General features: G+C 63.1%; 22 protein-coding genes. 6 read left to right on the forward strand and 16 right to left on the reverse strand.

Going from position 1 to position 23,604, the window contains the following annotated elements:
* Positions 1-23 precede the first annotated feature (23 nt).
* Positions 24-1,421, reverse strand: a complete 1,398-nt coding sequence (locus E2H86_RS04595) for an FAD-binding oxidoreductase (protein ID WP_133325196.1) — start codon at positions 1,419-1,421, stop codon at positions 24-26.
* A 164-nt stretch (positions 1,422-1,585) separates the two neighbouring features.
* Here E2H86_RS04595 and serA point away from each other — a divergent pair, with 164 nt between their 5' ends.
* A complete protein-coding gene (gene serA / locus E2H86_RS04600; protein ID WP_133325198.1) occupies positions 1,586-2,815 on the forward strand; it encodes a phosphoglycerate dehydrogenase in 1,230 nt (409 codons plus the stop codon).
* A 64-nt stretch (positions 2,816-2,879) separates the two neighbouring features.
* On the opposite strand, the gene E2H86_RS04605 is transcribed toward serA, so the two are convergent.
* On the reverse strand, positions 2,880-3,356 hold the full coding sequence (locus E2H86_RS04605) for a DUF4399 domain-containing protein (RefSeq protein WP_133325200.1): 477 nt from the start codon (positions 3,354-3,356) through the stop codon (positions 2,880-2,882).
* Between the two features lie 196 nt (positions 3,357-3,552).
* Between E2H86_RS04605 and E2H86_RS04610 the strand changes: the two genes are divergently transcribed.
* A complete protein-coding gene (locus tag E2H86_RS04610; protein WP_133325202.1) occupies positions 3,553-4,035 on the forward strand; it encodes a transporter substrate-binding domain-containing protein in 483 nt (160 codons plus the stop codon).
* A gap of 40 nt (positions 4,036-4,075) precedes the next feature.
* Here E2H86_RS04610 and E2H86_RS04615 read toward each other — a convergent pair whose 3' ends face one another.
* Together E2H86_RS04615 and E2H86_RS04620 are read right to left on the reverse strand one after the other, a co-directional pair.
* Entirely contained in the window at positions 4,076-4,579 is a 504-nt protein-coding gene (locus E2H86_RS04615) for a DUF523 domain-containing protein (RefSeq protein ID WP_133325204.1), read from the reverse strand.
* Positions 4,566-5,201 (reverse strand): 2OG-Fe(II) oxygenase, encoded by a 636-nt coding sequence (locus E2H86_RS04620; protein WP_133325886.1) that lies wholly within the window; start codon positions 5,199-5,201, stop codon positions 4,566-4,568. Before E2H86_RS04620 ends, E2H86_RS04615 begins: the two co-directional genes overlap by 14 nt.
* Positions 5,202-5,311: 110 nt before the next feature.
* Between E2H86_RS04620 and E2H86_RS04625 the strand changes: the two genes are divergently transcribed.
* Positions 5,312-6,064 (forward strand): DUF2059 domain-containing protein, encoded by a 753-nt coding sequence (locus tag E2H86_RS04625; protein ID WP_133325206.1) that lies wholly within the window; start codon positions 5,312-5,314, stop codon positions 6,062-6,064.
* Position 6,065: 1 nt separating this feature from the next.
* On the opposite strand, the gene E2H86_RS04630 is transcribed toward E2H86_RS04625, so the two are convergent.
* Positions 6,066-6,992, reverse strand: a complete 927-nt coding sequence (locus E2H86_RS04630) for an alpha/beta hydrolase (protein ID WP_133325208.1) — start codon at positions 6,990-6,992, stop codon at positions 6,066-6,068.
* A gap of 98 nt (positions 6,993-7,090) precedes the next feature.
* Here E2H86_RS04630 and E2H86_RS04635 point away from each other — a divergent pair, with 98 nt between their 5' ends.
* From E2H86_RS04635 to E2H86_RS04645, 3 genes are all read left to right on the forward strand, one after another.
* Entirely contained in the window at positions 7,091-7,657 is a 567-nt protein-coding gene (locus E2H86_RS04635; RefSeq protein WP_133325210.1) for a DUF6436 domain-containing protein, read from the forward strand.
* Positions 7,658-7,721: 64 nt separating this feature from the next.
* Positions 7,722-10,088 carry a penicillin acylase family protein gene (locus tag E2H86_RS04640; RefSeq protein WP_133325212.1) on the forward strand — a complete coding sequence of 789 codons (2,367 nt, stop codon included), beginning with the start codon at positions 7,722-7,724 and terminating at the stop codon, positions 10,086-10,088.
* Positions 10,089-10,111: 23 nt separating this feature from the next.
* On the forward strand, positions 10,112-10,933 hold the full coding sequence (locus tag E2H86_RS04645; RefSeq protein ID WP_133325214.1) for an alpha/beta fold hydrolase: 822 nt from the start codon (positions 10,112-10,114) through the stop codon (positions 10,931-10,933).
* Positions 10,934-11,223: 290 nt separating this feature from the next.
* Here the strand turns inward: E2H86_RS04645 and E2H86_RS04650 are convergent, their stop codons facing one another.
* From E2H86_RS04650 to E2H86_RS04700, 11 genes are all read right to left on the reverse strand, one after another.
* Positions 11,224-12,009: a MetQ/NlpA family ABC transporter substrate-binding protein gene (locus E2H86_RS04650; RefSeq protein WP_133325216.1), complete on the reverse strand. Its 786-nt coding sequence runs from the start codon at positions 12,007-12,009 to the stop codon at positions 11,224-11,226.
* 185 nt (positions 12,010-12,194) lie between these two features.
* On the reverse strand, positions 12,195-13,025 hold the full coding sequence (locus tag E2H86_RS04655) for a sigma 54-interacting transcriptional regulator (protein WP_133325218.1): 831 nt from the start codon (positions 13,023-13,025) through the stop codon (positions 12,195-12,197).
* Between the two features lie 64 nt (positions 13,026-13,089).
* Entirely contained in the window at positions 13,090-13,671 is a 582-nt protein-coding gene (locus E2H86_RS04660) for an alpha/beta hydrolase (RefSeq protein ID WP_133325220.1), read from the reverse strand.
* 238 nt (positions 13,672-13,909) lie between these two features.
* Positions 13,910-14,899 carry a sulfate/molybdate ABC transporter ATP-binding protein gene (locus tag E2H86_RS04665; protein WP_133325222.1) on the reverse strand — a complete coding sequence of 330 codons (990 nt, stop codon included), beginning with the start codon at positions 14,897-14,899 and terminating at the stop codon, positions 13,910-13,912.
* Between the two features lie 3 nt (positions 14,900-14,902).
* The gene (cysW, locus tag E2H86_RS04670) at positions 14,903-15,775 is read right to left on the reverse strand and encodes a sulfate ABC transporter permease subunit CysW (protein WP_133325224.1); all 873 of its coding nucleotides are present in this window, start codon (positions 15,773-15,775) and stop codon (positions 14,903-14,905) included.
* Positions 15,776-15,786: 11 nt separating this feature from the next.
* Positions 15,787-16,605 carry a sulfate ABC transporter permease subunit CysT gene (gene cysT, locus E2H86_RS04675; protein ID WP_133325226.1) on the reverse strand — a complete coding sequence of 273 codons (819 nt, stop codon included), beginning with the start codon at positions 16,603-16,605 and terminating at the stop codon, positions 15,787-15,789.
* An 84-nt stretch (positions 16,606-16,689) separates the two neighbouring features.
* On the reverse strand, positions 16,690-17,697 hold the full coding sequence (locus tag E2H86_RS04680; RefSeq protein WP_133325228.1) for a sulfate ABC transporter substrate-binding protein: 1,008 nt from the start codon (positions 17,695-17,697) through the stop codon (positions 16,690-16,692).
* Between the two features lie 48 nt (positions 17,698-17,745).
* Positions 17,746-17,928, reverse strand: a complete 183-nt coding sequence (oscA, locus tag E2H86_RS04685; RefSeq protein ID WP_016489716.1) for a sulfur starvation response protein OscA — start codon at positions 17,926-17,928, stop codon at positions 17,746-17,748.
* Between the two features lie 187 nt (positions 17,929-18,115).
* A complete protein-coding gene (locus E2H86_RS04690; RefSeq protein ID WP_133325230.1) occupies positions 18,116-21,169 on the reverse strand; it encodes an efflux RND transporter permease subunit in 3,054 nt (1,017 codons plus the stop codon).
* The gene (locus tag E2H86_RS04695; RefSeq protein WP_133325232.1) at positions 21,166-22,230 is read right to left on the reverse strand and encodes an efflux RND transporter periplasmic adaptor subunit; all 1,065 of its coding nucleotides are present in this window, start codon (positions 22,228-22,230) and stop codon (positions 21,166-21,168) included. The genes E2H86_RS04690 and E2H86_RS04695 overlap by 4 nt, the downstream gene beginning before the upstream one ends.
* Positions 22,227-23,315 (reverse strand): efflux RND transporter periplasmic adaptor subunit, encoded by a 1,089-nt coding sequence (locus E2H86_RS04700; RefSeq protein WP_133325234.1) that lies wholly within the window; start codon positions 23,313-23,315, stop codon positions 22,227-22,229. Before E2H86_RS04700 ends, E2H86_RS04695 begins: the two co-directional genes overlap by 4 nt.
* Between the last annotated feature and the right edge of the window lie 289 nt (positions 23,316-23,604).

The raw sequence follows: 23,604 nt of genomic DNA on the forward strand, positions 1-23,604 counted from the left end.
GGCCGACTCCTTTGCTACTGCTTTTATACGGGAGCGAAGATCTTACCCGGATTCATGATGCCGTTAGGGTCGAACACGGCCTTTATTGCCTTCATGCAGGCGATTTCCTCGGCCGAACGGCTGTAGTGCAGGTAGTCGCGCTTGGTCATGCCCACGCCGTGCTCGGCAGAAATGGAGCCGTTGTAGCGCTCGACGATCTCGAACACCCACTTGTTGACCTTGGTGCAGGAGGCAAAGAACGCGTCCTTGCTCATGTGCTCGGGCTTGAGGATGTTCAGGTGCAGGTTGCCGTCACCGATATGGCCGTACCAGACCACTTCGTAGTCCGGGTAATGCTCGCTGACGATGGCGTCGATGTCGCGCAGGAACGCCGGCACCTTGGAAACGGTGACAGAGATGTCGTTCTTGTACGGGGTCCAGTGGGAGATGGTCTCGGACAGATACTCGCGCAGCTTCCACAGGTTCCTCAGTTGGGTCTCGCTCTGGCTCATCACCCCATCGAGTACCCAACCGTGCTCGACGCAGTGCTCGAAAGTGGCCAGGGCCTGATTCGCCACATCTTCGTTGCTGGCCTCGAACTCGAGCAGGGCATAGAACGGGCAATCGGTTGCGAACGGCGCGGGCACATCGCCGCGCGCCATGATCTTGGCCAGCCCCTTGTCGGAAAAGAACTCGAAAGCGGTCAGGTCCAGACGCCCCTGAAACGCGTGCAGCACCGGCATGATCGAGTCGAAATCCGGCGTACCGAGGACCATCGCAGTCAGGTTGCGCGGGGCCCGATCCAGGCGCATGGTCGCCTCGACGACGAAGCCCAGGGTGCCTTCGGCGCCGATAAACAGCTGGCGCAGGTCATAGCCAGTGGCGTTCTTGATCAGGTCCTTGTTCAATTCCAGCAACTCGCCCTTGCCGGTGACCACCTTCAGGCCGGCTACCCAATTACGGGTCATGCCATAGCGGATCACCTTGATCCCGCCGGCATTGGTGCCGATGTTTCCGCCGATCTGGCTGGAACCACTCGAGGCGAAGTCAACCGGGTAATACAGGCCCTGCTCTTCGGCGAATGCCTGCAACTGGCGGGTGACGACGCCCGGCTGGCAGACCACGGTGCGGTCGAAGGCATCGAAGTCGAGGATGCGGTTCATCAGGTCGAAGGCCACCACCACCTCGCCATTGGCCGCTACGGCGCCAGCCGAGAGGCCGGTACGCCCCCCCGAGGGCACCAGGGCCACTTGATGGCGATTGGCCCAGGCGACAATCGCCTGCACCTGTTCGATGCTGCGCGGCAGGACGATGGCCGACGGCGCTGGCGGAAAGTGCTTGGTCCAATCCTTGCCGTAGGCCTCCAGGGACGCGGCGTCGGTCAGGACCTTGCCAGGGTCTACAAGGGTCATCAGCTCGTCAATTACCGCAGGGTGGGTCATCGCAGGAACTCTCGACTTATTCATAGTCACCCTGAGCACACTTCACCTGTCGGGATAAGCTCAGATTGTGTCGCGTATGCTAGCATAGCGCTCCCGCTGTTCGTGCTAAGGCCGACGCCGTTTCACCCCTCGCCATTTTTTCTCCGGGATACAGGTTTACGCAGATGAGCAAGACTTCTCTCGACAAGAGCAAGATCAGGTTCCTTCTTCTTGAAGGTGTCCACCAGAACGCAGTGGATACCCTCAAGGCCGCCGGGTACACCAACATCGAGTACCTCACTGGTTCGTTGCCCGAAGCCGAGCTCAAGGAAAAGATCGCCGATGCCCACTTCATCGGTATCCGCTCGCGCACCCAGCTGACCGAAGAGATCTTCGATTGTGCGAAGAAACTGGTCGCCGTCGGTTGCTTCTGCATCGGCACCAACCAGGTCGACCTGGAAGCGGCCCGCGAGCGCGGCATCGCCGTGTTCAACGCTCCCTACTCGAACACCCGCTCGGTGGCCGAACTGGTGCTGGCCGAAGCCATCCTGCTGCTGCGCGGTATCCCCGAGAAAAACGCCTCCTGCCACCGCGGTGGCTGGATCAAGAGCGCGGCCAACTCCTTCGAGATCCGTGGCAAGAAGCTGGGCATCGTCGGCTACGGCTCGATCGGTACCCAGCTGTCGGTCCTGGCCGAAAACCTGGGCATGCAGGTGTACTTCTACGACCCGCTGACCAAGCTGCCGCTGGGCAACGCCGTACAGGTCACCAGCCTCAACGAGCTGCTGGGCCTGGCCGACATCGTCTCGCTGCACGTACCTGAGCTGCCATCCACCCAGTGGATGATCGGCGAGAAGGAAATCCGCGCCATGAAGAAGGGCGCGATCCTGATCAACGCCGCCCGCGGTACCGTGGTCGAGCTCGATCACCTGGCGGCAGCCATCAAGGACAAGCACCTGATCGGCGCTGCCATCGACGTCTTCCCGGTCGAGCCGCGCTCGAACGACGAAGAGTTCGAAAGCCCGCTGCGTGGCCTGGATAACGTGATCCTGACCCCACACATCGGCGGCTCCACCGCCGAGGCCCAGGCCAACATCGGCCTGGAAGTGGCTGAAAAACTGGTCAAGTACAGCGACAACGGTACCTCGGTGTCGTCGGTCAACTTCCCTGAAGTGGCTCTGCCAGCACACCCTGGCAAGCACCGCCTGCTGCACATCCACGAGAACATTCCGGGCGTGCTCAGCGAGATCAACCAGGTCTTCGCCGAGAACGGCATCAACATCTCCGGTCAGTTCCTGCAGACCAACGAGAAAGTCGGCTACGTGGTGATCGACGTCGACGCCGAGTATTCGGATTTGGCGCAAGAGAAGCTGCAGCACGTCAAGGGCACCATCCGCTCGCGCGTACTGTTCTGAGCTTGATCGCGGCATGAAGAAGGGAGGCCCTGGTGGCCTCCCTTCTTCGTTCATGCGCCTGGGACTATTTCACCTCGACGGTGATCTTCTTCGACTCGACGCTCGGTTTGAACGGCACGTGGTACTGATCGCCCAGCACCAGTTGCAGGGTGTGCTTGCCTGGCGTGAGGGTGATAGTCGCCTCGGTCTGTGCCTTGCCGAAGTGCAGGACCTGCGGACCGGCTGGCAATGGGGTGCCGCTCTCCGGCATCAGGCTGGCGGGCAGTGGCATGTCGACCACCGGTTCTTTGTCCACATCCACCAGCAGGTGATGGTGGCCGGTATGCGGGGTCTGATCGCCGGCGGGCTTGAGCTCCATGCCCTCGATGCCGAACTTGACCGTGAAGGTCTTGTCGACCGTGGCGCCATCGGCGGGGGAAACGATGACGACCTTGGCATCCTTGGGCGGCTCCTGGCTCTTCAGGGCGTCCGCGGCGCTGGCCAATACCGAGGCCCCCATGAGCAGACCGGCGACGGCAGCACGCGAAAATAGGCTGTTCATTCACTTCTCCTGTGATTCATACATTGACCGCCATCTATGGACGAACGACAGCGGTAGTTCACCATAGCCCACAAAGACAAATATTTCAGTTAGGGTTAAACAACGTCCAAGCTTCGCAGTCATAGGCTGCGCTCGACCGCGACGAGGAAGAAAGTCGGGGCGAACAGTATTCATTTTCACAAGACAAGGGGCATCCATGCGCTCGACCTTAGGCATACTGCTGGCAGCATTGATCACGCCGCTGGCGCACGCCGAGCTGATAGACGAAATCGCCGACCGAGGGGAGCTGCGCATCGTCGTGCAAGCCGACAACGCGCCGTATGCCTTCAGGGAGAACGACCGCCTGACTGGGTTCGAAATAGAGGTTGGCCAAGCGCTGGCCCAGGAGCTGGACTTGCGCGCCGAGTTCATCGAAGCGCCCGCGGACGAAGCCATCGCAGGCGTCGAGAACGGCAAGTACGACATCAGCCTGAACCAAGCCAAGAGTAAGCAAGGCGAGCAGTTGGACGTGAGCCAACCCTACAGCAGCCAGCAATTGGTGATTCCGTTCCAGAAGGATAACCCGGCGTTCGAAAGTGCGGTCAACAATGCTCTGCAGCGGATACAGGACGACGGGCGCATGGCGGCGTTGGAGCAGAAGTGGTTGAAGGGCGCGCAGCAGTCGGCGGCTGGGCAGTAACTTCGGTGTAGGTCTGTGCCGCGAGGAGGCCGGCACAGACCTACTCCGTGAGGCCAGCCAGCGCCACCTCCGCCTGTTCTAGCTCCAACTCGCTGAACACCAGCACCCCCTCGCGCCGCAACAATGCGGCGGTCACACCCTCCCCCGGCACCTTCACACCACTGAACGTGCCGTCATAGGTCAAGCGGTTGCCACACGAAGGGCTACCCGCCTTGAGCACCGCCACGCGGATCCCATGCTTGCGCGCCAGCGCCAGGGCCTGCCGCGCCCCGGCAAGAAAGGCGGCGCTGACATCTTCACCGATCACCGTCACCACGACCGCTGTTCCATCGAGCACCTCACCGCCCTGCCCGCCGGGAATCTCCGCAGGCGGGCGCGGCGTCGGCAAGCCGCCGGCCACCTCGGGGCACAACGGCACCACCCGGCCTTCGCCCTGCCAGCGTTGCAACAGATCGGGGTGTCCACTGCTGCGCCCGTCATAGCGCACCGGTTGGCCCAGCAGACAGGCGCTGACCAGCACCTTGGGCAGCTCAGAACGGGTCATTGCCACGGCGCCGGAACCAACCGGTCAACGACAGACGCTCACGACCGGCGGGCAGTACCTCGTGGGGCACATCGCCGGACAAGAACACCGCCAGGCAACCGGCCTGTGGCTGCACGTCATGGACGACATCACCGGCAAGGAACATACGCAACTGGCCGCCGTCCTCGGGCTGCCAGTCTTCATTGAGGTAGAACACCGCCGAAACCATACGCCGGTCGTCGTCGCGGAAACGGTCCAGATGGCGACGATAGAAGGCCCCTGGCGGATACAAGGCGAAATGGCACTCGAAATCCTCGAGTCCCAGAAACAGTCCTTGGTTGATGGCCTGGCGCAGCTCATCCATCGCCGCCAGATACTGGTCACAGGCTTCGGCCTGACCAGGGTCGATCCACTGGATCTGGTCGCCGCGGATCGTTTCACGGACCTCCTGGGCGGCACCGCGCCCGACCCCGGCGGGGTTGAGCTCGCCATCGGCATAACGCCGGCGGCATTCGGCCGCCAGCGCGCGCGCCAGGGCCGCAGGCAGAAAGAGGGCCTGCTGGGACCAGCCACGGGTGGCCAGGTCATCGACGACGGCCGATAGCATCGGATATTCGAGGGAGGTTTGCATGGCGCGCATCATATCCATTCGCCCTGCACTCGCACAGCGCCACTTGGCCGAGAAGCGTTACGGTATCTCGACAAACCTGCGCCGAGCCAAGGACAATAGCCTCCTGCCGACAGGAGTCCTGAATGCGCCGTCTGTTTTCCCTGCTTCTGCTGATGATCTGCACCATGCCTGTCTGGGCAGATAGCCTCGATCAGCTGTACAAGGCCGCCGGCTGGCCCGATCAGCGCGCCCACTTCAGCGATGCGCTGAGCGCGGCCCAGCAGCGCTATCGCAACAGCTTGCCGCCAGCGGTCTACCAGGCACTGGTCAACAACAGCAACCAGCGCTTCCAGGCCCAGGCCATGGACCGCCGCGCCCAGGCCCAGTTGCGCGCCACCCTGGCCAATCCTGCGCCGGCCCTGGCCTTCTTCCAGTCGCCGCTGGGCCGCAAGGTGGTCGCCGCCGAGCTGCTGGCCACGCGCAAGGACCAACTGGCCAAGAACGCCAAGGGCCTGCCCAAGATCCAGGCCAGCGACGATCGCCTGCTGATCATCGGCCATCTGGCCCAAGCCCTGCCCGCGCGCGAGGCCGGTGCCGAGGTCAGCCTGGCCATTGCCGGCGTGGCCGCCGACAGCCTCAGTTCGATGCTCCCCGGGCTGTTCGGTGGCGGCCAGGCCCAGGGGCTGCTCGACGGCCAGCGCCAGCGCCTGATGCAGCAGATCGGCGAAGACCTCAATAACACCCTGCTGTACGTTTACCGCGACCTGTCCGACGCCGAGCTCGAAGAGTTCGCCACCTTCGCCGAATCGCCGGAAGGCAAGGCCTACTACCAGGCGGCAGTGGCTGCGGTACGTGCCGGCCTTGCCGTGGGTCAGAGCGCGGCGGACCTGAAGTAGGTCAGCCCAGCCGCTGGTCGAGAAAGTCGAAGTAGCGCTGGCGAATCCCCGGCAGCTCGTTGGCCAGGTGATGGCGTGCCTCGGGCAGCATGAGAATCTGCGGCTCGCTGAACTTGGCCCTGAGCACCTGCAGGTTGTACGGCCAGTCCACCGTACCATCGGCCTCCCCCTGCACGATCAACGGCTGCCGCGTGCTGTGCGGCGCCGCCTGGATACGTTTGACCCAGGCGATCAGCGCACCGACCCAGGCAGTAGGCAGACGTCGTGGTTGCAGCGGGTCGGCTTCGAGAAACGGCAGAAAGGCAGGATCGTTGGTGTTCTCGCTGAAGCGGCGCTCGATGCCGTTGACGAAGTGGCGAAGCACCCGGTAACTGAACTTCGACCACCTCCAGGCGCGCGGGCGGACCAGCGGCGCAAGCAAAATCACCTGGCCATCGATCGGACTCTGGGCACCCTTGTGCAGCAGATGGTCCACCGCGATGGCGCCACCGGTGCTCTGCCCGCAGAGATGCCACGGGCGCGGCAAGTTCAAGGCCTGGGCCTGTTCGAACAAGGCATCGAGCACCTGCTGGTACTGGCCGAAGTCACCGATGCTGGCGCGCTCGCCACTGGACAGGCCGTGGCCTGGCAGATCGCAGCTGATCACCGCAAAGCCGCGCGCCAGCGCCCACGCGATCACATGCCGATAGAGCCCCATGTGGTCGTAATAGCCATGCAGCAAGACCAGCGTCGCGCTCGGGCGCTCGGGCAACCAGGCCTGCCCGACCACATCGAACCCGGCCACCTGAAAGCGGCCCAACCAGCTCTGCGCGGGCAGATCGAGGCCATAGAAGCGCTGGTAGTCGCGGGACTGTTCGGTCAACGGTCGTCGCTCGACAAGGGGAGCCAGGCTGGCACGCAGAAGGTCAGGGTGAAAAGCAGCGGGCATCGGGTACATCCACAACGCAGCAAGTATTGACCTGCGATATTCAGCTCTGGCCGGCATCGTGGCAAGCTTGGGCGCTTTCCACCCGCATCAGGGATCCCATGCCCACTCGAATCAGACAACTAAGCGTGGCCCTCGTGCTCGTGCTCTGTGCCGTCGTCCTCTGGCTGGCGTACAGCAGCTTTCAAGCTCGCTACCTGCGCCCGTTCGCAACACAGGCCACCCTGTTCGACGGTAGCCAACTGCGCCTGCCCGCAGAACTGGCCGGCCCTGGACCGATCCGCGTAGTGCACTTCTGGGACCCGGCCTGCCCGTGCAATGTCGGCAACCAGCAGCACCTGGGCGAACTGATCGAGCATTTCGCCGATCGGGGGGTGAGCTTCCACGTGCTGCAAAAGCCCGGCAGCCATGGCCAACTACCCGCCAACCTGGAACGCCTGCAGGCCATCGCCAGCTTACCCGGCAGCGAACACCTGCCCGCCTCGCCCGCCGTGGCGATCTGGGACCGCCAAGGCAAACTCGCCTACTTCGGCCCCTACAGCGAAGGTGCGGTGTGCAATGCCAGCAACAGCTTCGTCGAACCGATCATCCAGGCATTGCAGGAGGGCCGTCCGGTCAACGCCTCCAACACGTTGGCCGTAGGCTGCTACTGCCCCTGGAACGACTAAGCTCTGTGCGCGGGCCAGGCGAAGACTGGTTCCGGCCTTACCCTCGCGTATCCAAGGAGATCCGATGAAACGCAGCTTCATCCTATTGGCCGTGCTGGTGGCGGTCGCCGTCGGCGCGGGCGGTTACTGGTACATGCAGGGCAAGTTGCCGCAACGCCAGGGCGAGGTCGCCATCGCCGGCTTGCAAGCCCCGGTCAGCGTGCGCTACGACGCCCGCGGCGTGCCGCACCTGCAGGCGCGCAACCAGCAGGACCTGTACCGCGCCCTCGGCTACGTGCATGCCCAAGACCGTCTGTTCCAGATGGAGATCGTGCGTCGCCTGGCCCGCGGCGAACTGGCCGAGGTGCTGGGGAGCAAACTGGTGCCCAGCGATACCTTGTTCCGCAGCCTGCGCATCCGCGAACAGGCCGCCGCCATGGTCGCCCGCCTGGATCATCAGAGCCCCGCCTGGCAAGCCCTGCAGGCCTACCTGGAGGGGATCAACGCGTGGCAGGACAGCCACCCCAGTCCCGTCGAGTTCGACCTGATCGGCATCCCTCCCCGGCCATTCACCGCCGAGGACACCTTGAGCGTTGCCGGCTACCTGGCCTATAGCTTCGCTGCCGCTTTCCGTACCGAGCCTGCACTGACCTATGTGCGCGACCAACTCGGCCCCGATTACCTGAAGATCTTCGACCTGGCCTGGCAGCCACAAGGCCAGCTCGCCGCCCCTCTGGCCGCTGCCGACTGGCGCAGCCTCGAGGCCCTGGCGCGGGTCAGCCATGACGCGCTGCAGGCCGCCGGCATCCCGGCATTCGAGGGCAGTAATGCCTGGGCCGTTGCCGGCAGCCGCACACGCAGCGGCAAGCCGCTGCTGGCTGGCGACCCTCATATCGGTTTCGCCGTACCGGCGGTGTGGTACGAAGCCGAACTGTCGGCGCCGGACTTCAACCTGTACGGCTATTTTCAGGCGCTCAATCCGTTCGCCTTGCTCGGCCACAACCGTGACTTCGGCTGGAGCTTGACGATGTTCCAGAATGACGACGTCGATCTGATCGCAGAGAAGGCCAACCCCGACAACCCCGACCAGGTGCTGGTCCACGGCCAGTGGCAAAACCTGCAAAAGACCGAGCAGACCATCGCCGTCAAAGGCGAAGCGCCGGTTACCCTCACCCTGAGCCGCTCGCCCCACGGCCCGATCGTCAACTCGGTGCTGGGCGCTACCGCCGGCAGCGTCCCGATCGCCATGTGGTGGGCATTCCTGGAAACCGAGAATCCGTTGCTCGAAGGCTTCTATCAGATTAACCGCGCCGACACCCTGGCGAAGATGCGCGAGGCTGCCGAGAAGATTCAGGCCCCGGGGCTCAACCTGGTCTGGGCCAACGCCCGTGGCGATATAGGTTGGTGGGCGGCGGCGAAACTGCCGATTCGCGCCGAAGGGGCCGAGCCGATGTTCATCCTCGACGGCAGCAGCGCGCAAGCCGACAAACTCGGCTTCTACCCCTTCAGCGTCAATCCACAGCAGGAAAATCCCACCAGCGGCTACATCGTTTCGGCCAACTTCCAACCACCTGCGGTGGTGCCGATCCCGGGCTACTACAACCTGCCGGACCGGGGTCGCCAACTGGACCGGCAACTGGCCAACCCCGACGTCAAATGGGATACCCAGAACAGTCAGGCGCTGCAGTTGGACACCAGCAACGACTATGGCCCGCGCACTCTGGCACCCTTGCTGTCGACCCTGCGCGGCATCGCCGAAGGCGACGAGGAAAAGGAACTGGTCGAGCAATTGGCAGCCTGGCGCGGCGACTACCCGCTGGACTCCACCAGCGCCACGCTGTTCAACCAGTTCCTTTATGAGCTCGCCTACGCGGCCCTGCATGACGAACTCGGCGACACCTGGTTCCCGGTGCTGATCAGCACCCGCGCCATCGATACGGCCCTGCCGCGCCTGGCCGCCGATGCCCAGTCGCCCTGGTGGAATCTGCGGGGCGCCAGCGAGCGTACCGATCGCACCGCCATCGTGCGCATGGCTTGGCGCAACAGCCTGGAGCACCTACGCACCGCCCTGGGCAGGGACCCCGCCAGTTGGCAGTGGGGCAAGGCGCACACCTTGACCCATAACCACCCGCTGGGTAGCCAAAAGCCATTGAACCTGTTGTTCAACGTCGGCCCGTTCGCCGCCCCCGGCACTCACGAGGTGCCGAACAACCTGTCGGCGAAAATCGGTCCGGCGCCATGGGCAGTGAATTACGGCCCTTCCACCCGGCGCCTGATCGACTTCGCCGATGCCAGCCAGGCACTGACCGCCAATCCGGTCGGGCAAAGCGGCGTACCGTTCGACAAGCACTATTCCGACCAGGCCGAAGGCTATATACAAGGCAAGTATCAGAAGGCGCTGATGGCGGTGATCCCTGCCGAGAGTACTCTGCGCCTGGTTCCCAGTCGCTAACCCTTGCAGATCGAGGCTTTCGCATGCAAAAACACTTCATCGAGATCGACGGCGCACGCATGAGCTATGTCGACCAAGGCCAGGGCTTCCCAGTGTTGCTCGGCCACAGCTACCTCTGGTCGGCAGCGATGTGGCAGCCGCAGATCGACGCGCTGTCCCGACACTTTCGGGTGATCGTGCCCGAACTCTGGGGCCATGGCGACTCCGATGCCCCGCCCGCGAGCACCACCGACATGAGCGCTCTGACTCGCCAGCATCTGGCCCTGCTCGATGCGCTGGACATCGACCAGTGCCACCTGGTCGGCCTCTCGGTAGGCGGCATGTGGGGCGCACAACTGGCCATCGAACATCCGCACAGGGTCGATCGCCTGGTCCTGATGGACACCTTCCTCGGCGCCGAGCCCGAAGCTACCCGGCTCAAGTACTTCGGGCTGCTGGATGCGGCCAGCGCCGCTGGCTGCTTCTCCGATCCGTTGCTGGACATCATCGTGCCGATCTTCTTCCACGCCGGTGGCGAGACGGTGCCGCACGTGCGCGAGGCGTTCCGCGCAGCGCTCAAGTCGAGCAGTGCAGAAGTGATCCGGCAAAGCCTCGACCCGATGGGCCGGGTGATCTTTGGACGGCCCGACTTCCTGGCACGGTTGGGCGAGCTGCACGGCGAACGAACGATCGTGCTGTGTGGCGACCAGGACATTCCGCGTCCCCCCGAGGAATCCAACGAGATGGCACGCATCATCGGCTGCCTGGCTGCGCAGATTCCGTATGCAGGTCATATCTCGAGCCTGGAGAATCCCAAGGTGGTGAATGATTTTCTGCTGAACTGGCTACCGCAACGGTCTGCGTGACGCTCCCCGGCTGAAGTCGCTGCGCTCGGTAAGGAAAAGAGCGCACGCGGCGGCCTCGATTGAAACTTTCGTTCCCGTCTCGTCTCAAAAGATTGCGCTCCACGTCGTCGCACGCCCATCAAACCAACAAGGACGATAATTGATGAACAACGCCTGCCTGGATGATCCGAACGAACAACTGCTGTGGCTGATCGCGTTACGCCGGGCCCTGGGCGGGTCGCGCTAGGCCAGCCACAAACGAAAACGCCGACGCAAATGCGTCGGCGTTTTCGTTAGGGTCCAGCAGCCGATCAGAACGCAGGCAGCACCGCACCGTGGTACTTCTGGTCGATGAAGGCCTTCACTTCCGGGCTGGTCAGTGCCTTGGCCAGCTTCTGGATGGCTTCGCTGTTCTTGTTGTCCGGACGGGCAACCAGGAAGTTCACGTAAGGCGAGTCGCTACCTTCGATGACCAAGGCATCCTTGGCCGGGTTCAGGCCGGCTTCAAGCGCGTAGTTGGTGTTGATCATGTCCAGATCGACCTGGTCCAGCACGCGCGGCAGCATGGCCGACTCCAGCTCGCGGAACTTCAGCTTCTTCGGGTTCTCGGCGATGTCCTTGGGGGTCGCCAGGGCGTTCTTCGGATCTTTCAGGGTGATGATCCCGGCCTTCTGTAGCAGCAGCAAGGCACGGCCGCTGTTGCTGCCCTCGTTAGGGATGGCGACGGTGGCGCCTTCCTTGAGCTCGTCCAGGCTCTTGACCTTCTTCGAGTAGCCACCGAACGGCTCGACATGCACACCGATCACGGTTTCCAGGTGAGTGCCTTTGCCTTCGTTGAAGTTCTGCAGGTATGGCAGGGTCTGGAAGTAGTTGGCGTCCAGGCGTTTCTGGTCGACCTGCACGTTCGGTTGCACGTAGTCGGTGAAGACCTTGATCTCCAGGTCCACGCCTTCCTTGGCCAGGGTCGGCTTGATCAGTTCGAGGATCTCGGCGTGCGGTACCGGGGTCGCGGCAACCACCAGTTTCTCGGCAGCGCTGGCCAGGCCGGCGAACGACAGGGCGGCGGCCAGGGCCGTGGTCAACAGGGTCTTCTTCATGGTCTTCCTTATTCGAGCGAGGCGCCATGTTCAATGGCGATGTCTGGGTGCCCGCGGCCAGGCCTGCGGGCGTGAAGCGGACGATACCGAGATTTTTTATTCCGCAACAATATCTTTTTTTTAAGCTCTTATAACAAAAACAACCTGCCATCCTGACAATTGCTTATGAACCGCTGCGGCTGCGTCTAACTCGCGGCATTCGGCAGGTCGAGGTGTTCCGGCAGGAGCTCCGGGCCATCGCTGACCAGCAAGGCGAAATGCACGACGTTCTCCAGCTCACGGGTATTGCCGGGCCAGGCGTGGGCCTCCAGCGCGTGCTGGGCCGCCTCGCTGATCAAAGGCACCTCACGTTGCAGACGTGCGCTGTAGATACCCACGAAGTACTCGGCCAGCGCCAGAATGTCCCCTTGACGCTCGCGCAGCGGCGGCAGCTCCAAGGTGCCTTCGCGCAGGTAGAGGTACAGGCGCTCATTGAAACGCCCGGCGCGAACAACTCGCGCCAGGTCGATGCTGGTCGCCGCTACCAGACGCACGTCCACCGGCTGCGGTTGGTGCGCACCGACGCGGGTCACCTCGCGGTTTTCCAGGGCAGCCAGCAACTTGCCTTGGATCGCCAGCGGCAAGTCGGCAATTTCGTCGAGGTACAACGTGCCACCGTTGGCCGAGCCGAACCAGCCGGCGCGGCTACCCGCCGTACCTCCGTGAGCGCCTGCGGTGTAACCGAACAGCTCGGCGTCGGCATAGGTGGGGCTGATGGCGGCGCAATTGACCGATACGAACAGTCCGCCGCGATCGCTGGCCCGGTGGATCTGCCGGGCCAGCAATTCCTTGCCGGTGCCGGTTTCACCCCGCACCAGTACAGGCAGCGATTGGGGTGCAAGGCGTTCGAGGGCTTGGCGCAACTGCCGTGAGCGCGGGTCGATGAACACCAGCGCCTTGGCACGGATGCTCAATGGGCTCTTGTCCAGCTCAGGAAAGGTCAGCAGGGGCTGGCCGAATGGATTATGCAGCGACATGAAAAACTCCCACCCCAGACCTTGCGGGGCCGGGTGTCAGGCAATCGGTGAGCGGTAGGGACGATCAGGCGCGACGCAGCGCCCGCTGCTCGATGCGGCTTTGCAGGCGATAGAGGTAGGCGAAGCCCTGCTCCCAACGCTCGTGACCTGACTTGACGTTGATGTGCCCGGCATTGGTCAACAAGCCCGCCTCCGCCCCCCAAGCTTGGGCCAAGTGCAGTGCCCGAGGCACGCTTACCGCCGGGTCGTTGTCCGAACTGACCACCTGGCTGGGGAAGGGTAGCGGCTGCTGTGGGATCGGCGCGAAATTGCGCAGGGCCGGTGCGCAAGTGGGCCGCTCTACATCCGCAGGGGCCACCAGCAAAGCACCACGAACCCGCCGCAGGAGAGCCGAATTGGCGCGTGCGGCCCAGTGGGCGACGGTGATGCAGCCCAAGCTATGGGCGATCAAGATCACCGGCGAGCGGTCGGCGACAATCGCCTGCTCCAGCGCTTGCACCCAGTCGCCACGCTGTGGGGTCAGCCAATCCTCCTGCTCGACCCGGAAGCTGTTGGGCAGGGTGCGCTGCCAGTGACTTTGCCAATGGTTGTCTGGGGACCCTTGCCAGCCCGGCACGATCAGGTAGCGTATCGACTCATTGCGCATGGGGACGCCTCCGTGAAGTTTGCGTGCTTGGCCTCCAGTATCACGGCGGCGGATATATCAGTAAAGGAATAAGAAGCTATTTATTAATAACCTTATGTTTTAACCGCAGAAACAGAACGGCCCCGGTTAGCTCCTACAGGATGGCGCAGTTACTGAACTTTGCGCCAAACCTGTGGGAGCGGGCTTGCCCGCGAAGGGCCGCAAAGCGGCCCCTGGGTTCTCATGCAACGACTTCGCCTCAGATATCCGCCACTTTCTGCCAAACCTTGGGTCGGAAGAACAGTGTCTCGCCACGGGCCAGACCGGCCAGGCTGTCATGGTCCTTGACCACTTCGGCCTCGATCAGCTCGCTCTGCCCTTCCACCTTCAGGGTGACCCGCGTGGTCGCGCCCAGCGGTCGGATGTCACGCACCTGCGCAGCGTGGTGCCCTTCGGTTTCGTGACGCGACAGCGACACCTCGTGCGGACGGAACAGCACATGATGTCCCTCGCTCAAGGCCAGGCGGTTGGAATCGCCGAGGAAGTGATAGACGAAGTCGTTGGCAGGCTGCTCGTAGACCTCGCCCGGTGAGCCGATCTGCTCGATCACACCCTTGTTCATCACCACGATGCGGTCGGCCACTTCCATGGCTTCTTCCTGGTCATGGGTAACGAATACCGAGGTCAGGTTGATGTCTTCGTGCAGGCGCGCCAGCCAACGGCGCAGCTCTTTGCGCACTTTGGCGTCGAGGGCACCGAACGGCTCGTCGAGCAACAGCACTTTGGGCTCCACCGCCAGGGCCCGGGCCAAGGCGATGCGCTGGCGCTGGCCACCGGACAGCTGCTCGGGGTAGCGATCCGACAGCCAGTCGAGCTGAACCATGTTCAGCAGCTCGTGCACCTTTTCAGCGATCTTGCTCTCACTCGGGCGCTCGCCTTTAGGCTTCATGCGCAGGCCGAAGGCGACGTTGTCGAACACGCTCATGTGGCGGAACAACGCATAGTGCTGGAACACGAATCCGACGTTGCGATCTCGCACGTCGTGGCCGGATACATCCTCACCATGGAAGACGATATTGCCGGTATCGGGGGTCTCCAGGCCGGCGATGATGCGCAGCAAGGTGGTCTTGCCGCAACCGGACGGACCCAGCAGGGCCACCAGCTCACCGCTGTTGATATCCAGGTTGATGTTGTCCAGGGCCTGGAAGCTGTTGAATCGCTTGCTGACGTTACGAACTTCGATCGACATGAATTATTCCTCCGCTGCGCTGTGGCGCAGGCGGTTAATACGGTTCTCGCTCCACTGCTTGAGCAGCAGGATGAAGAGCGCCAGGATCAGCAACAGGCTGGCCACACTGAAGGCCGCGACATGGTTGTACTCGTTGTAGAGGATCTCCACATGCAGCGGCAGGGTGTTGGTCACACCGCGGATGTGGCCCGAAACCACCGACACCGCGCCGAACTCACCCATGGCCCGCGCAGTGCACAGCACCACGCCGTAGATCAGGCCCCACTTGATGTTCGGCAGGGTCACATGCCAGAACATCTGCCAGCCATTGGCACCCAGCAGGCGAGCGGCCTCTTCCTCCTGGGTACCCTGCTCCTGCATCAGCGGGATCAGCTCGCGGGCCACGAAGGGCACGGTGACGAAGATGGTCGCCAGGACAATGCCGGGCAGGGCGAACACGATCTGTATGTCGCGGTCCTGCAACCAAGGCCCCAACAGGCCCTGGGCACCGAACATCAGCACATAGACCAGACCGGCGATCACCGGCGATACCGAGAACGGCAGGTCGATCAGCGTGACCAGCACACTCTTGCCTCGGAAGGTGTACTTGCTCACGCACCACGCCGCACTGACGCCGAATACCAGGTTCAGCGGCACCGAGATGACCACGGCGAGCAGGGTCAACCTGAGGGCGGCCAAGGCATCGGGCTCGAGAATGGCCTCGAAGAAGGTACCGAAACCGTTCTTCAACGCCTGCGACACCACGATCACCAGCGGCAGCAACAGGAACAGCGCGAACACCAGCCAGCCAAGGCCGATCAGGATCCGCCGGGACGTGGCGCTGCCGCGGCGGGCGGCATTGGCGGCGGCGCTTACGCTCAGGGACGAACTGGACATGCCGGCCTCCTTCAAGGGGTTTCGATGCGGCGCTGCAGCAGGTTGATCAGCAGCAGCAGGATGAAGGAAACCACCAGCATCAGGACGCCGATGGCAGTGGCGCCGGTGTAGTCGTACTGGTCGAGCTTGACCATGATCAGCAGCGGCAGGATCTCGGTCTTCATCGGCATGTTGCCGGCGATGAAGATCACCGACCCGTACTCGCCGACACCCCGGGCGAAGGCCAAGGCGAAGCCGGTCAGCCAGGCTGGCAGCAATGCCGGCGCCAACACGTGGCGGAATACCTGCCAGGGTTTGGCGCCCAGACAGGCGGCGGCCTCTTCCACTTCACGCGGGATGTCCGCCAGCACCGGCTGCACCGTGCGGACCACGAACGGCAGGGTGACGAAGGTCAGCGCCAGGGTGATACCCAGCGGGGTATAGGCGATCTTGAAGCCCAGGTCGGTGGCGAACTGCCCGACCCAGCCAGCCGGCGCGTACAGGGCAGTCAGCGCGATACCGGCCACGGCAGTGGGCAAGGCAAACGGCAGGTCGATCATCGCATCGATGATCTTGCGCCCAGGAAAGGTGTAGCGCACCAGCACCCAAGCCAGCAGGGTGCCGATCACACCATTGATGAGGGCGGCAAACAGAGCGGTGCCGAAACTCAGCTTGAGCGCCGCGATTACACGCGGCGCACTGACAATGTTCCAGAACTGCTCCCAGGTCAGCTGGGCGGCATGCACGAACATGGCGGCCAGCGGTATCAGCACGATCAGGCTGAGGTACACCAAGGTGTAGCCCAGCGTCAGCCCGAAGCCGGGTATGACGGGGGAAATGCGACGTGACATAAGTATCCCTGGTTGAACGCACGAAGCCCGGAGGCAATCCCGGGCCGGTGCAGGCTTTCAAATCCTGGCGCTGCTTGGCAGCCCTTACTGTGCCTGATAGATCTGGTCGAACACACCACCATCATTGAAGAACTTGGGTTGCGCGGTTTTCCAGCCTCCGAAGTCCTTGTCGATGGTCACCAGGTCCAGTTTCGGGAATTGCTTGCCGAACTCGGCAGCGACCTTCTCGTCCCGTGGTCGATAGAAGTTCTCGGCAGCGATCTTCTGGCCAGCCGGGCTGTACAAATGCTTGAGGTACTCGGTGGCGATCTCGGTGTTGCCCTTGCGCTCGGCGTTCTTGTCGACCACGGCCACTGGCGGCTCGGCGAGGATCGACAACGACGGTACGACGATGTCGAACTTGTCGGCGCCGCCCTCTTCCTTCAATGCCAGGAAGGCTTCGTTTTCCCAGGCCAGCAACACGTCGCCCTGGCCATTGTTGACGAAGGTGATGGTCGAGCCACGGGCGCCAGTGTCGAGCACCGGCACGTGCTTGAACAGTTCCTGCACGTATTCCTTGGCCTTGGCCTCACTGCCACCGGCTTTCAGGCCGTAGGCCCAGGCGGCGAGGAAGTTCCAGCGGGCACCACCGGAGGTCTTCGGGTTGGGAGTGATGACCGAAACGTCTTTCTTGATCAGGTCGCCCCAGTCCTTGATGCCCTTGGGGTTGCCTTTACGCACCAGGAACACGATGGTCGAGGTATAGGGCGTGCTCGCGTCCGGCAGCCGGGTCTGCCAATCCTGCGGCAGGGTCTTGCCGAGCTTGGCGATCTCGTCGATGTCGCCGGCCAGGGCCAAAGTCACCACGTCGGCCCGCAGGCCATCGATCACGGCACGCGCCTGCTTGCCGGAACCGCCATGGGATTGCTGGATCTTGACCTTGTCGTCGGGATGAGACTGCTGCCAATGCTTGATGAACTCTGCGTTGTACTGCTGATACAGCTCACGGGTCGGATCATAGGACACGTTGAGCAGTTCGTAGTCCTTGGCGATGGCGGAACCGGCAAAAACAGCGCTGGCCAGGGCAGCGAGCGCATAACGGCGGATGGACATGGTGAAGCTCCCGATTGGCATTTTTCTAGTTTTGGAGGTAGCGCGAAATCAGCCGGACTTGTTGCCGGGCTGTTGCAGGCGGAACTTCTCCTTGCGCTCGATCTGAACCACCTGAGCGTTGTGCACGGTGATCTCCACCGCACCGAAACGCAGATCGCGCAGTGCGCTCTGGATCTCTCGCAGAATGGTGGCTTCGTCCTGGCCGTCGATGCTACGCAGCGATGCGCTCATGCTCGTTCTCCTGTGAATAAGGGGGCCGGGCAGAGGTTCGAAGGAGGATTTGCGCCTGGCTTGAGGGCGATAGTAGTGAGGCTGAGTTATTCTTAAAAATACTGATTAAGAATTTTTATATAACCAAAAATAAACCGGACTCTGTAGGAGCGGGTTTACCCGCTCCTACAGGGGATTGCGCCGGGCTTCAGCCCTGTTTTTGCGGCTCACGGATCTTGTACCAGGCCACATACAACGCCGGCAGGAACAACAGCGTCAGCAACGTGGCGACGATGATCCCGCCGATCATGGCGTAGGCCATCGGCCCCCAGAACACCTCCCTGGCAATCGGAATCATGCCCAGGCTCGCCGCTGCAGCCGTCAGCAGGATGGGACGGCGGCGGTGATTGGTGGCTTCGACAACGGCATCCCAGGGCGCCAGGCCCTGAGCCTCGAACTCGTCGATCTGGGTCACCAGGATCACCGAGTTTCGAATGATGATGCCTGCCAGCGCCAGGATCCCGAGGATCGCCACGAAGCCCATCGGCGTGCCCGTGGGCACCAGCGCCAGCACCACGCCGATCAGACCCAGCGGCGCCACGCTGATCACCAGGAACAGCTTCTGCACGCTGTGCAGCTGGATCATCAGGAACGTCGCCATGAGGAATAGCATCAGCGGGATGACCTTGCGGATCGGCCCCTGAGCCTTGGCGCTTTCCTCCACCGTACCGCCGGTGGCCACTTCGTATCCGGGCGGCAGTTCGCTTGCGAACTTGTCGATCTCCGGCTTGAGCTGGGCCACCAGGTCGGTGGGCTGGATATCGCCGGTCACCGACGACTTGATGGTGATGGTGGGCTTGCGATCACGCCGCCACACCAGCGGTTGCTCCAGTTCGTAGCGTACGGTGGCGAATGAAAGCAGCGGAATCGAGGTGCCGTTGGGGGTGAGGATCTGCAGGTTCTGCAAGGTATCGGGCGAGCCACGTTCGCTGTCCTCGGCGCGGGCGACCACGTCGATCAGGTAGATGTTGTCGTTGACCTGGGTGATCGGTACACCGCTGACGATGCTGTTCATCACATTGGCCACGTCCTCGGACGATAGCCCGAGCTGACGGGCCTTGTCCTGGGCGATCTCCACGCGCAGCACTTTTCCCGGCTCGTTCCAGTCGTAGATCATCTCGCCGATATGTTCGTTATGGTCGAGCAAGGTGGCCAGCTCGATGGCGTGCTTGCGCACCTGGTCGATGTCCTTGCCACTGACCCGGTACTGGATCGGCCGGCCAACCGGCGGTCCCATCTCCAGCGACTGGACATTGGTGCCGATGCCGACGAACTCCTCGCGCAGCAGCTTCTGCAGGCGCTCCATCATGCCCGCGCGCTCCTCCAAGCCCTTGCTGACGATGACCAACTGGGCGTAGTAAGGGTTTTGCAGTTGCTGATCCAGAGGCAGGTAGAAACGAATCGCGCCCTGTCCGATGTAGGTGCTCCAATGCAACATGTCCGGATCGTCCTTGATCCTGGCCTCCAGCCGATCGACCACCTTGCGGGTTTCCTCGATGGAAGCGTTCTGCGGCAGGTTGAGGTCGACCAGGATCTCCGGGCGGTCGGATGAGGGGAAGAACTGGTTCTGCACGAAGCGTTCGCAGAAAATCGCCAGCACGAACAGCAGCACCGTACCGATGATGGTCAACCAGCGATGGCGCATGCACCACAGCAGACCGTGCTCGAAGGCCCGGCCCACGCGCCCTGGCTCGGCCTCGTGAGACTTGATCTTGCTGGCGCTGAGGATGTGCACGCCAAGCACTGGGGCGAAGAACACGGCCACCACCCATGACACCAGCAAGGCCACGGCGATCACCGCGAACAACGTATAGGTATATTCGCCGGCCGAACTCGCGTTGAGCCCGATGGGCACGAAACCGGCCACGGTCACCAGGGTTCCGGTGAGCATGGGAAACGCCGTGGACGTGTAGGCGAAGGTCGCCGCCTGTTCTTTGCTCTCGCCCATTTCCAGGCGCGTGACCATGACCTCCACGGTGATCATCGCATCGTCCACCAGCAGGCCCAGGGCAATGATCAGCGCCCCCAGCGAGATCCGCTGCATAGTGATGCCGCTGTACTCCATGAACACGAACACCATGGCCAGCACCAATGGAATCGAGCAGGCCACCACCAGCCCGGCACGCATGCCCAGGCTGACGAAACTCACCGCCAACACGATCACCACCGCCTCGAACAACGCGCTGGTGAAACCGCCTACGGCTTGCTTGACCACCACGGCCTGGTCGGACACGGTGTGCACGCCCACGCCCACCGGCAAGTCCTCCACCACGCTGTCCATTTTCTTCTTCAGCGCGGCACCGAACACCTGGATATTACCGCCAGCCTTCATGCCAATGGCAAGTCCGATGGCGGGCTGGCCGTTGTAGCGGAACATCGGCGAGGGTGGGTCGACGTAGCCGCGTTCGATGTCGGCGATATCTGCCAGACGGAAGAAGCGGTCGTTGATCCTCAGGTTGACGTTCTGCAGGTCTTTTTCCGAGGCGAACTGACCGGTGGTACGCACCGAGATACGCTCCGGCCCGGCCTCGATCACCCCTGCCGGGGTCACCGCGTTCTGCGCCTGCAAGGCCTGCATCACCTGACGTTGATCGATGCCGAGGGCCGCCAGCTTGCGGGTCGAGAAGTTCAGATAGAGCACCTCGTCCTGGGTGCCGACCAGCTCTATCTTGCCGATGTTGGGCACATCGCGCACCTCCGCCCGAGCCTGCTCCACGTAGTCGCGCAACTGACGGAACGTCAGGCCGTCGGCGGTGAAGGCGTAGATCGAGCCGAACACGTCGCCGAACTCATCGTTGAAGCCTGGACCCTGGATGCCTTCGGGGAACTGCCCACGGATATCGTTGATCTTCTTGCGGACCTGATACCAGATCTGCGGGATGTCGGCGGCCTTGGTGGTGTCGCGCAGGTAGACGTAAACCGTGGACTCGCCAGGTCGGGTGTAGCTCTTGGTGTAGTCCAGCGAATCGAGCTCCTCGAGCTTCTTCTCGATGCGATCGGTGACCTGGTAGAGGGTTTCGTCCTGGGTCGCGCCCGGCCAGCGGGTCTGGATGACCATGGTCTTGATGGTGAAGGAAGGGTCTTCCTCGCGGCCCAGGTTGAAGTACGAAAAGATCCCCATCAACAGGCCGACGAACATCAGGTACCAGACGAAGGACTGGTGCTTGAGCGCCCAATCGGAGAGGTTGAAGCTTCCTTTCATTGTGCATCCTCTTCGAAGGCGACCTTCTGGCCAGGCTTGAGGCTGTTCACTCCGGCCGTCACCACTCGCTCCCCGGGTTGAACCCCAGCGTCGAGGATGAAGGTCTGATCGGTACGATCGATCACGGCGACATCGCGAGTGGTCACGGTCTTGCTGGCGGGGTCGATTACCCACACTTGCTGCTTGCCGTCGCGCTCGAGCAAGGCGCTGAGAGGCAGTTCGCTGCGCGGCGTGACCTGCGACGTGAGCGTCACGCTGATCGCGGTGCCGAGGTGGAAGGCCGCCGGGGTGCTGGCCAGGGTCAGCCGGGCCCGTCGGGTGCGGGTGGTGGCATCCGCCTGGGGCTCCAGTTCACGCAGGCTGGCGGTGGTGTTGATGCTTGGTTCCAGCTGCGAGGCGACGGTGAAAGTCAGCCCCTTGCTCAACTGCTCGGCGAGGCCGATGGGCAGATCGATCACCGCCTCTTTCACATCCGGGCGGGCCAGGGTGACCACTGCCTCGCCGGCGCTGACCGTCTGCCCGGCTTCGGCCTTCCAGTCGGTGATCACTGCGGCATGGTCGCTGCGCAAGGTGGTGTAGTCGAGCTGATCGCGGGCCTGGCTGAGCGCCGAGCGAGCTTGCTCCAGCGACGCAGCGGTGGTCTTGAGGTTGGTCTGGGCGATGTCCAGTTGGGCCTGGGCGCCTACGCCCCGGTCGTAGAGCTGTTGCTGGCGGCGCGCATCGGCCTGGGCGTTGATCCATTGCGCCTGGACCCGCGCCAGGTCGCCTTCGGCAGCGCGCAACTGGTTCTGCTGATCGGTCGGGTCGAGGGTGGCCAGGGTATCCCCTGCCTTGACCTGGGCGCCGACATCCAGCCACCGCCGGGCGATGCGTCCGGACACGCGAAAGCCCAGGGTGCTCTCGAAACGGGCCTGGATGGTGCCGGCGAAACGGCCCAGTTGCGTCTGCACCTGGGGCTCGACCTTGATCGACAGCACCGGACGGATCGGCTCCGGCGCTTGCTCTTCGCTACCGCAGGCAGCCAGCAGGCTGGCGGCCAGCATCAACGGCAAATGCCTCATAGCTCACCTCCCGGGGCGTTGCCGTCGACTTTTTCCACCTGCATGCCCGGGTGCAGCAACTGGCCGCCGTTGACCACCACGGTCTCGCCGCTCTTGAGCCCGCTGGCGACGACGATCTTGCCCGTGAGGTAGCGGGTGACCTCGACCTTGCGCAGTTCGACCTTGTCGCCCTCCCCGACCACCCACACCGCCGGTTCATGCAAGGCCTTGGTCAGCGCCGACCAGGGCAGTTCGATGCTCGGCCGGCCCTGGGCGTTGGTGCTGGCAGTCACCGGCGCGCCCAGTTGCATCTGCGGTGGTACATCCTTGAGCGCCACCTTGACCTCGACCGTACCGCTCTGTGCCGATACGGTCGGGGTGACTTCACGGACATAGCCATGGGCCTTGACCTTGGGATCGTCGAGCAGGCTCACGATCACCCCGGCATCGCTGGGCGGCGCCACCAGCAGCGACTCGTAGACGTTGAACACGGCGTCGCGTTCGCCATCGCGGGCCAGGCTGAAGATCGGCATGGTCGCCTGCACCACTTGGCCGACCTCGGCCTGGCGTTCGGTGATCACCCCATCGGCTTCCGACACCAGTGCGGTGTAGCCCAGTTGCTCCTTGGCGTTGGCCAGTTGTGCCTGGGCGGCCTTGAGCGCGCTCTGGTTGCTGCGCAACGAGGCTTCGGCTGCGTCGTACTCGCTCTGGCTGGTATAGCCCTTGGGCAGCAGTTTTTGCTGACGGACGAAGGCGGCGCTGGTTTGGGTCACGCGGGCCTGGGCAGCGAACACCTCGGCCTTGGCCGAATCGACATTGTTCTGCAGGTCCTTGGGGTCGAGCCGCGCCAGCACCTGATTGGCCTTGACGTGGTCGCCGACATCGACGCTACGCGAAATGATCTTGCCGCCGACGCGGAACGACAAGTCGGTCTGTACGCGAGCCTGCACGTCACCGGTGAGCGTCACCCGCGCGGCGAAATCGGTGGGTTTGACTTGCAGCACTCCAACCCGGGGCAACACCTCGGGAGTCTCTTCCTTGCTACACCCGACGAGCACAGACAACAGCCCCAGGGCAACGACCAACAGCGGACGAGTCACCGTCATGCAGGCTCCTAGCTTGCGCACAAATGATTTGTGAGATGCGACTCTTAGCGTAGATCAGGGTTCGATAAACATCATTGCCGGGGCGCGAAGCAGTGGTGTGGCGCAGGCTAAGAATGGGTTGGCGCTGCCGGCCCCTTCGCGGGCAAGCCCGCTCCCACAGGTACCGCGCTGTCTCAAGGCCAGTGCAGCGCGTGTGGGAGCGGGCTTGCCCGCGAAGGGGCCCATGCCGCACTCCAGCCATATCCAGTAACCATCAGCCCCTGTAGTCCCTTGTCAGAAGCGCTAGTGT

The sequence above is a fragment of the Pseudomonas putida genome (assembly GCF_004357765.1).
Classification (GTDB): Bacteria; Pseudomonadota; Gammaproteobacteria; order Pseudomonadales; family Pseudomonadaceae; genus Aquipseudomonas; species Aquipseudomonas putida_U.

Coding starts and splice junctions, on each gene's coding strand:
- E2H86_RS04595 (WP_133325196.1), bottom strand. CDS start 1,421: ATGACCCACCCTGCGGTAATTGACGAGCTGATGACCCTTGTAGACCCT.
- serA (WP_133325198.1), top strand. CDS start 1,586: ATGAGCAAGACTTCTCTCGACAAGAGCAAGATCAGGTTCCTTCTTCTT.
- E2H86_RS04605 (WP_133325200.1), bottom strand. CDS start 3,356: ATGAACAGCCTATTTTCGCGTGCTGCCGTCGCCGGTCTGCTCATGGGG.
- E2H86_RS04610 (WP_133325202.1), top strand. CDS start 3,553: ATGCGCTCGACCTTAGGCATACTGCTGGCAGCATTGATCACGCCGCTG.
- E2H86_RS04615 (WP_133325204.1), bottom strand. CDS start 4,579: ATGACCCGTTCTGAGCTGCCCAAGGTGCTGGTCAGCGCCTGTCTGCTG.
- E2H86_RS04620 (WP_133325886.1), bottom strand. CDS start 5,201: ATGATGCGCGCCATGCAAACCTCCCTCGAATATCCGATGCTATCGGCC.
- E2H86_RS04625 (WP_133325206.1), top strand. CDS start 5,312: ATGCGCCGTCTGTTTTCCCTGCTTCTGCTGATGATCTGCACCATGCCT.
- E2H86_RS04630 (WP_133325208.1), bottom strand. CDS start 6,992: ATGCCCGCTGCTTTTCACCCTGACCTTCTGCGTGCCAGCCTGGCTCCC.
- E2H86_RS04635 (WP_133325210.1), top strand. CDS start 7,091: ATGCCCACTCGAATCAGACAACTAAGCGTGGCCCTCGTGCTCGTGCTC.
- E2H86_RS04640 (WP_133325212.1), top strand. CDS start 7,722: ATGAAACGCAGCTTCATCCTATTGGCCGTGCTGGTGGCGGTCGCCGTC.
- E2H86_RS04645 (WP_133325214.1), top strand. CDS start 10,112: ATGCAAAAACACTTCATCGAGATCGACGGCGCACGCATGAGCTATGTC.
- E2H86_RS04650 (WP_133325216.1), bottom strand. CDS start 12,009: ATGAAGAAGACCCTGTTGACCACGGCCCTGGCCGCCGCCCTGTCGTTC.
- E2H86_RS04655 (WP_133325218.1), bottom strand. CDS start 13,025: ATGTCGCTGCATAATCCATTCGGCCAGCCCCTGCTGACCTTTCCTGAG.
- E2H86_RS04660 (WP_133325220.1), bottom strand. CDS start 13,671: ATGCGCAATGAGTCGATACGCTACCTGATCGTGCCGGGCTGGCAAGGG.
- E2H86_RS04665 (WP_133325222.1), bottom strand. CDS start 14,899: ATGTCGATCGAAGTTCGTAACGTCAGCAAGCGATTCAACAGCTTCCAG.
- cysW (WP_133325224.1), bottom strand. CDS start 15,775: ATGTCCAGTTCGTCCCTGAGCGTAAGCGCCGCCGCCAATGCCGCCCGC.
- cysT (WP_133325226.1), bottom strand. CDS start 16,605: ATGTCACGTCGCATTTCCCCCGTCATACCCGGCTTCGGGCTGACGCTG.
- E2H86_RS04680 (WP_133325228.1), bottom strand. CDS start 17,697: ATGTCCATCCGCCGTTATGCGCTCGCTGCCCTGGCCAGCGCTGTTTTT.
- oscA (WP_016489716.1), bottom strand. CDS start 17,928: ATGAGCGCATCGCTGCGTAGCATCGACGGCCAGGACGAAGCCACCATT.
- E2H86_RS04690 (WP_133325230.1), bottom strand. CDS start 21,169: ATGAAAGGAAGCTTCAACCTCTCCGATTGGGCGCTCAAGCACCAGTCC.
- E2H86_RS04695 (WP_133325232.1), bottom strand. CDS start 22,230: ATGAGGCATTTGCCGTTGATGCTGGCCGCCAGCCTGCTGGCTGCCTGC.
- E2H86_RS04700 (WP_133325234.1), bottom strand. CDS start 23,315: ATGACGGTGACTCGTCCGCTGTTGGTCGTTGCCCTGGGGCTGTTGTCT.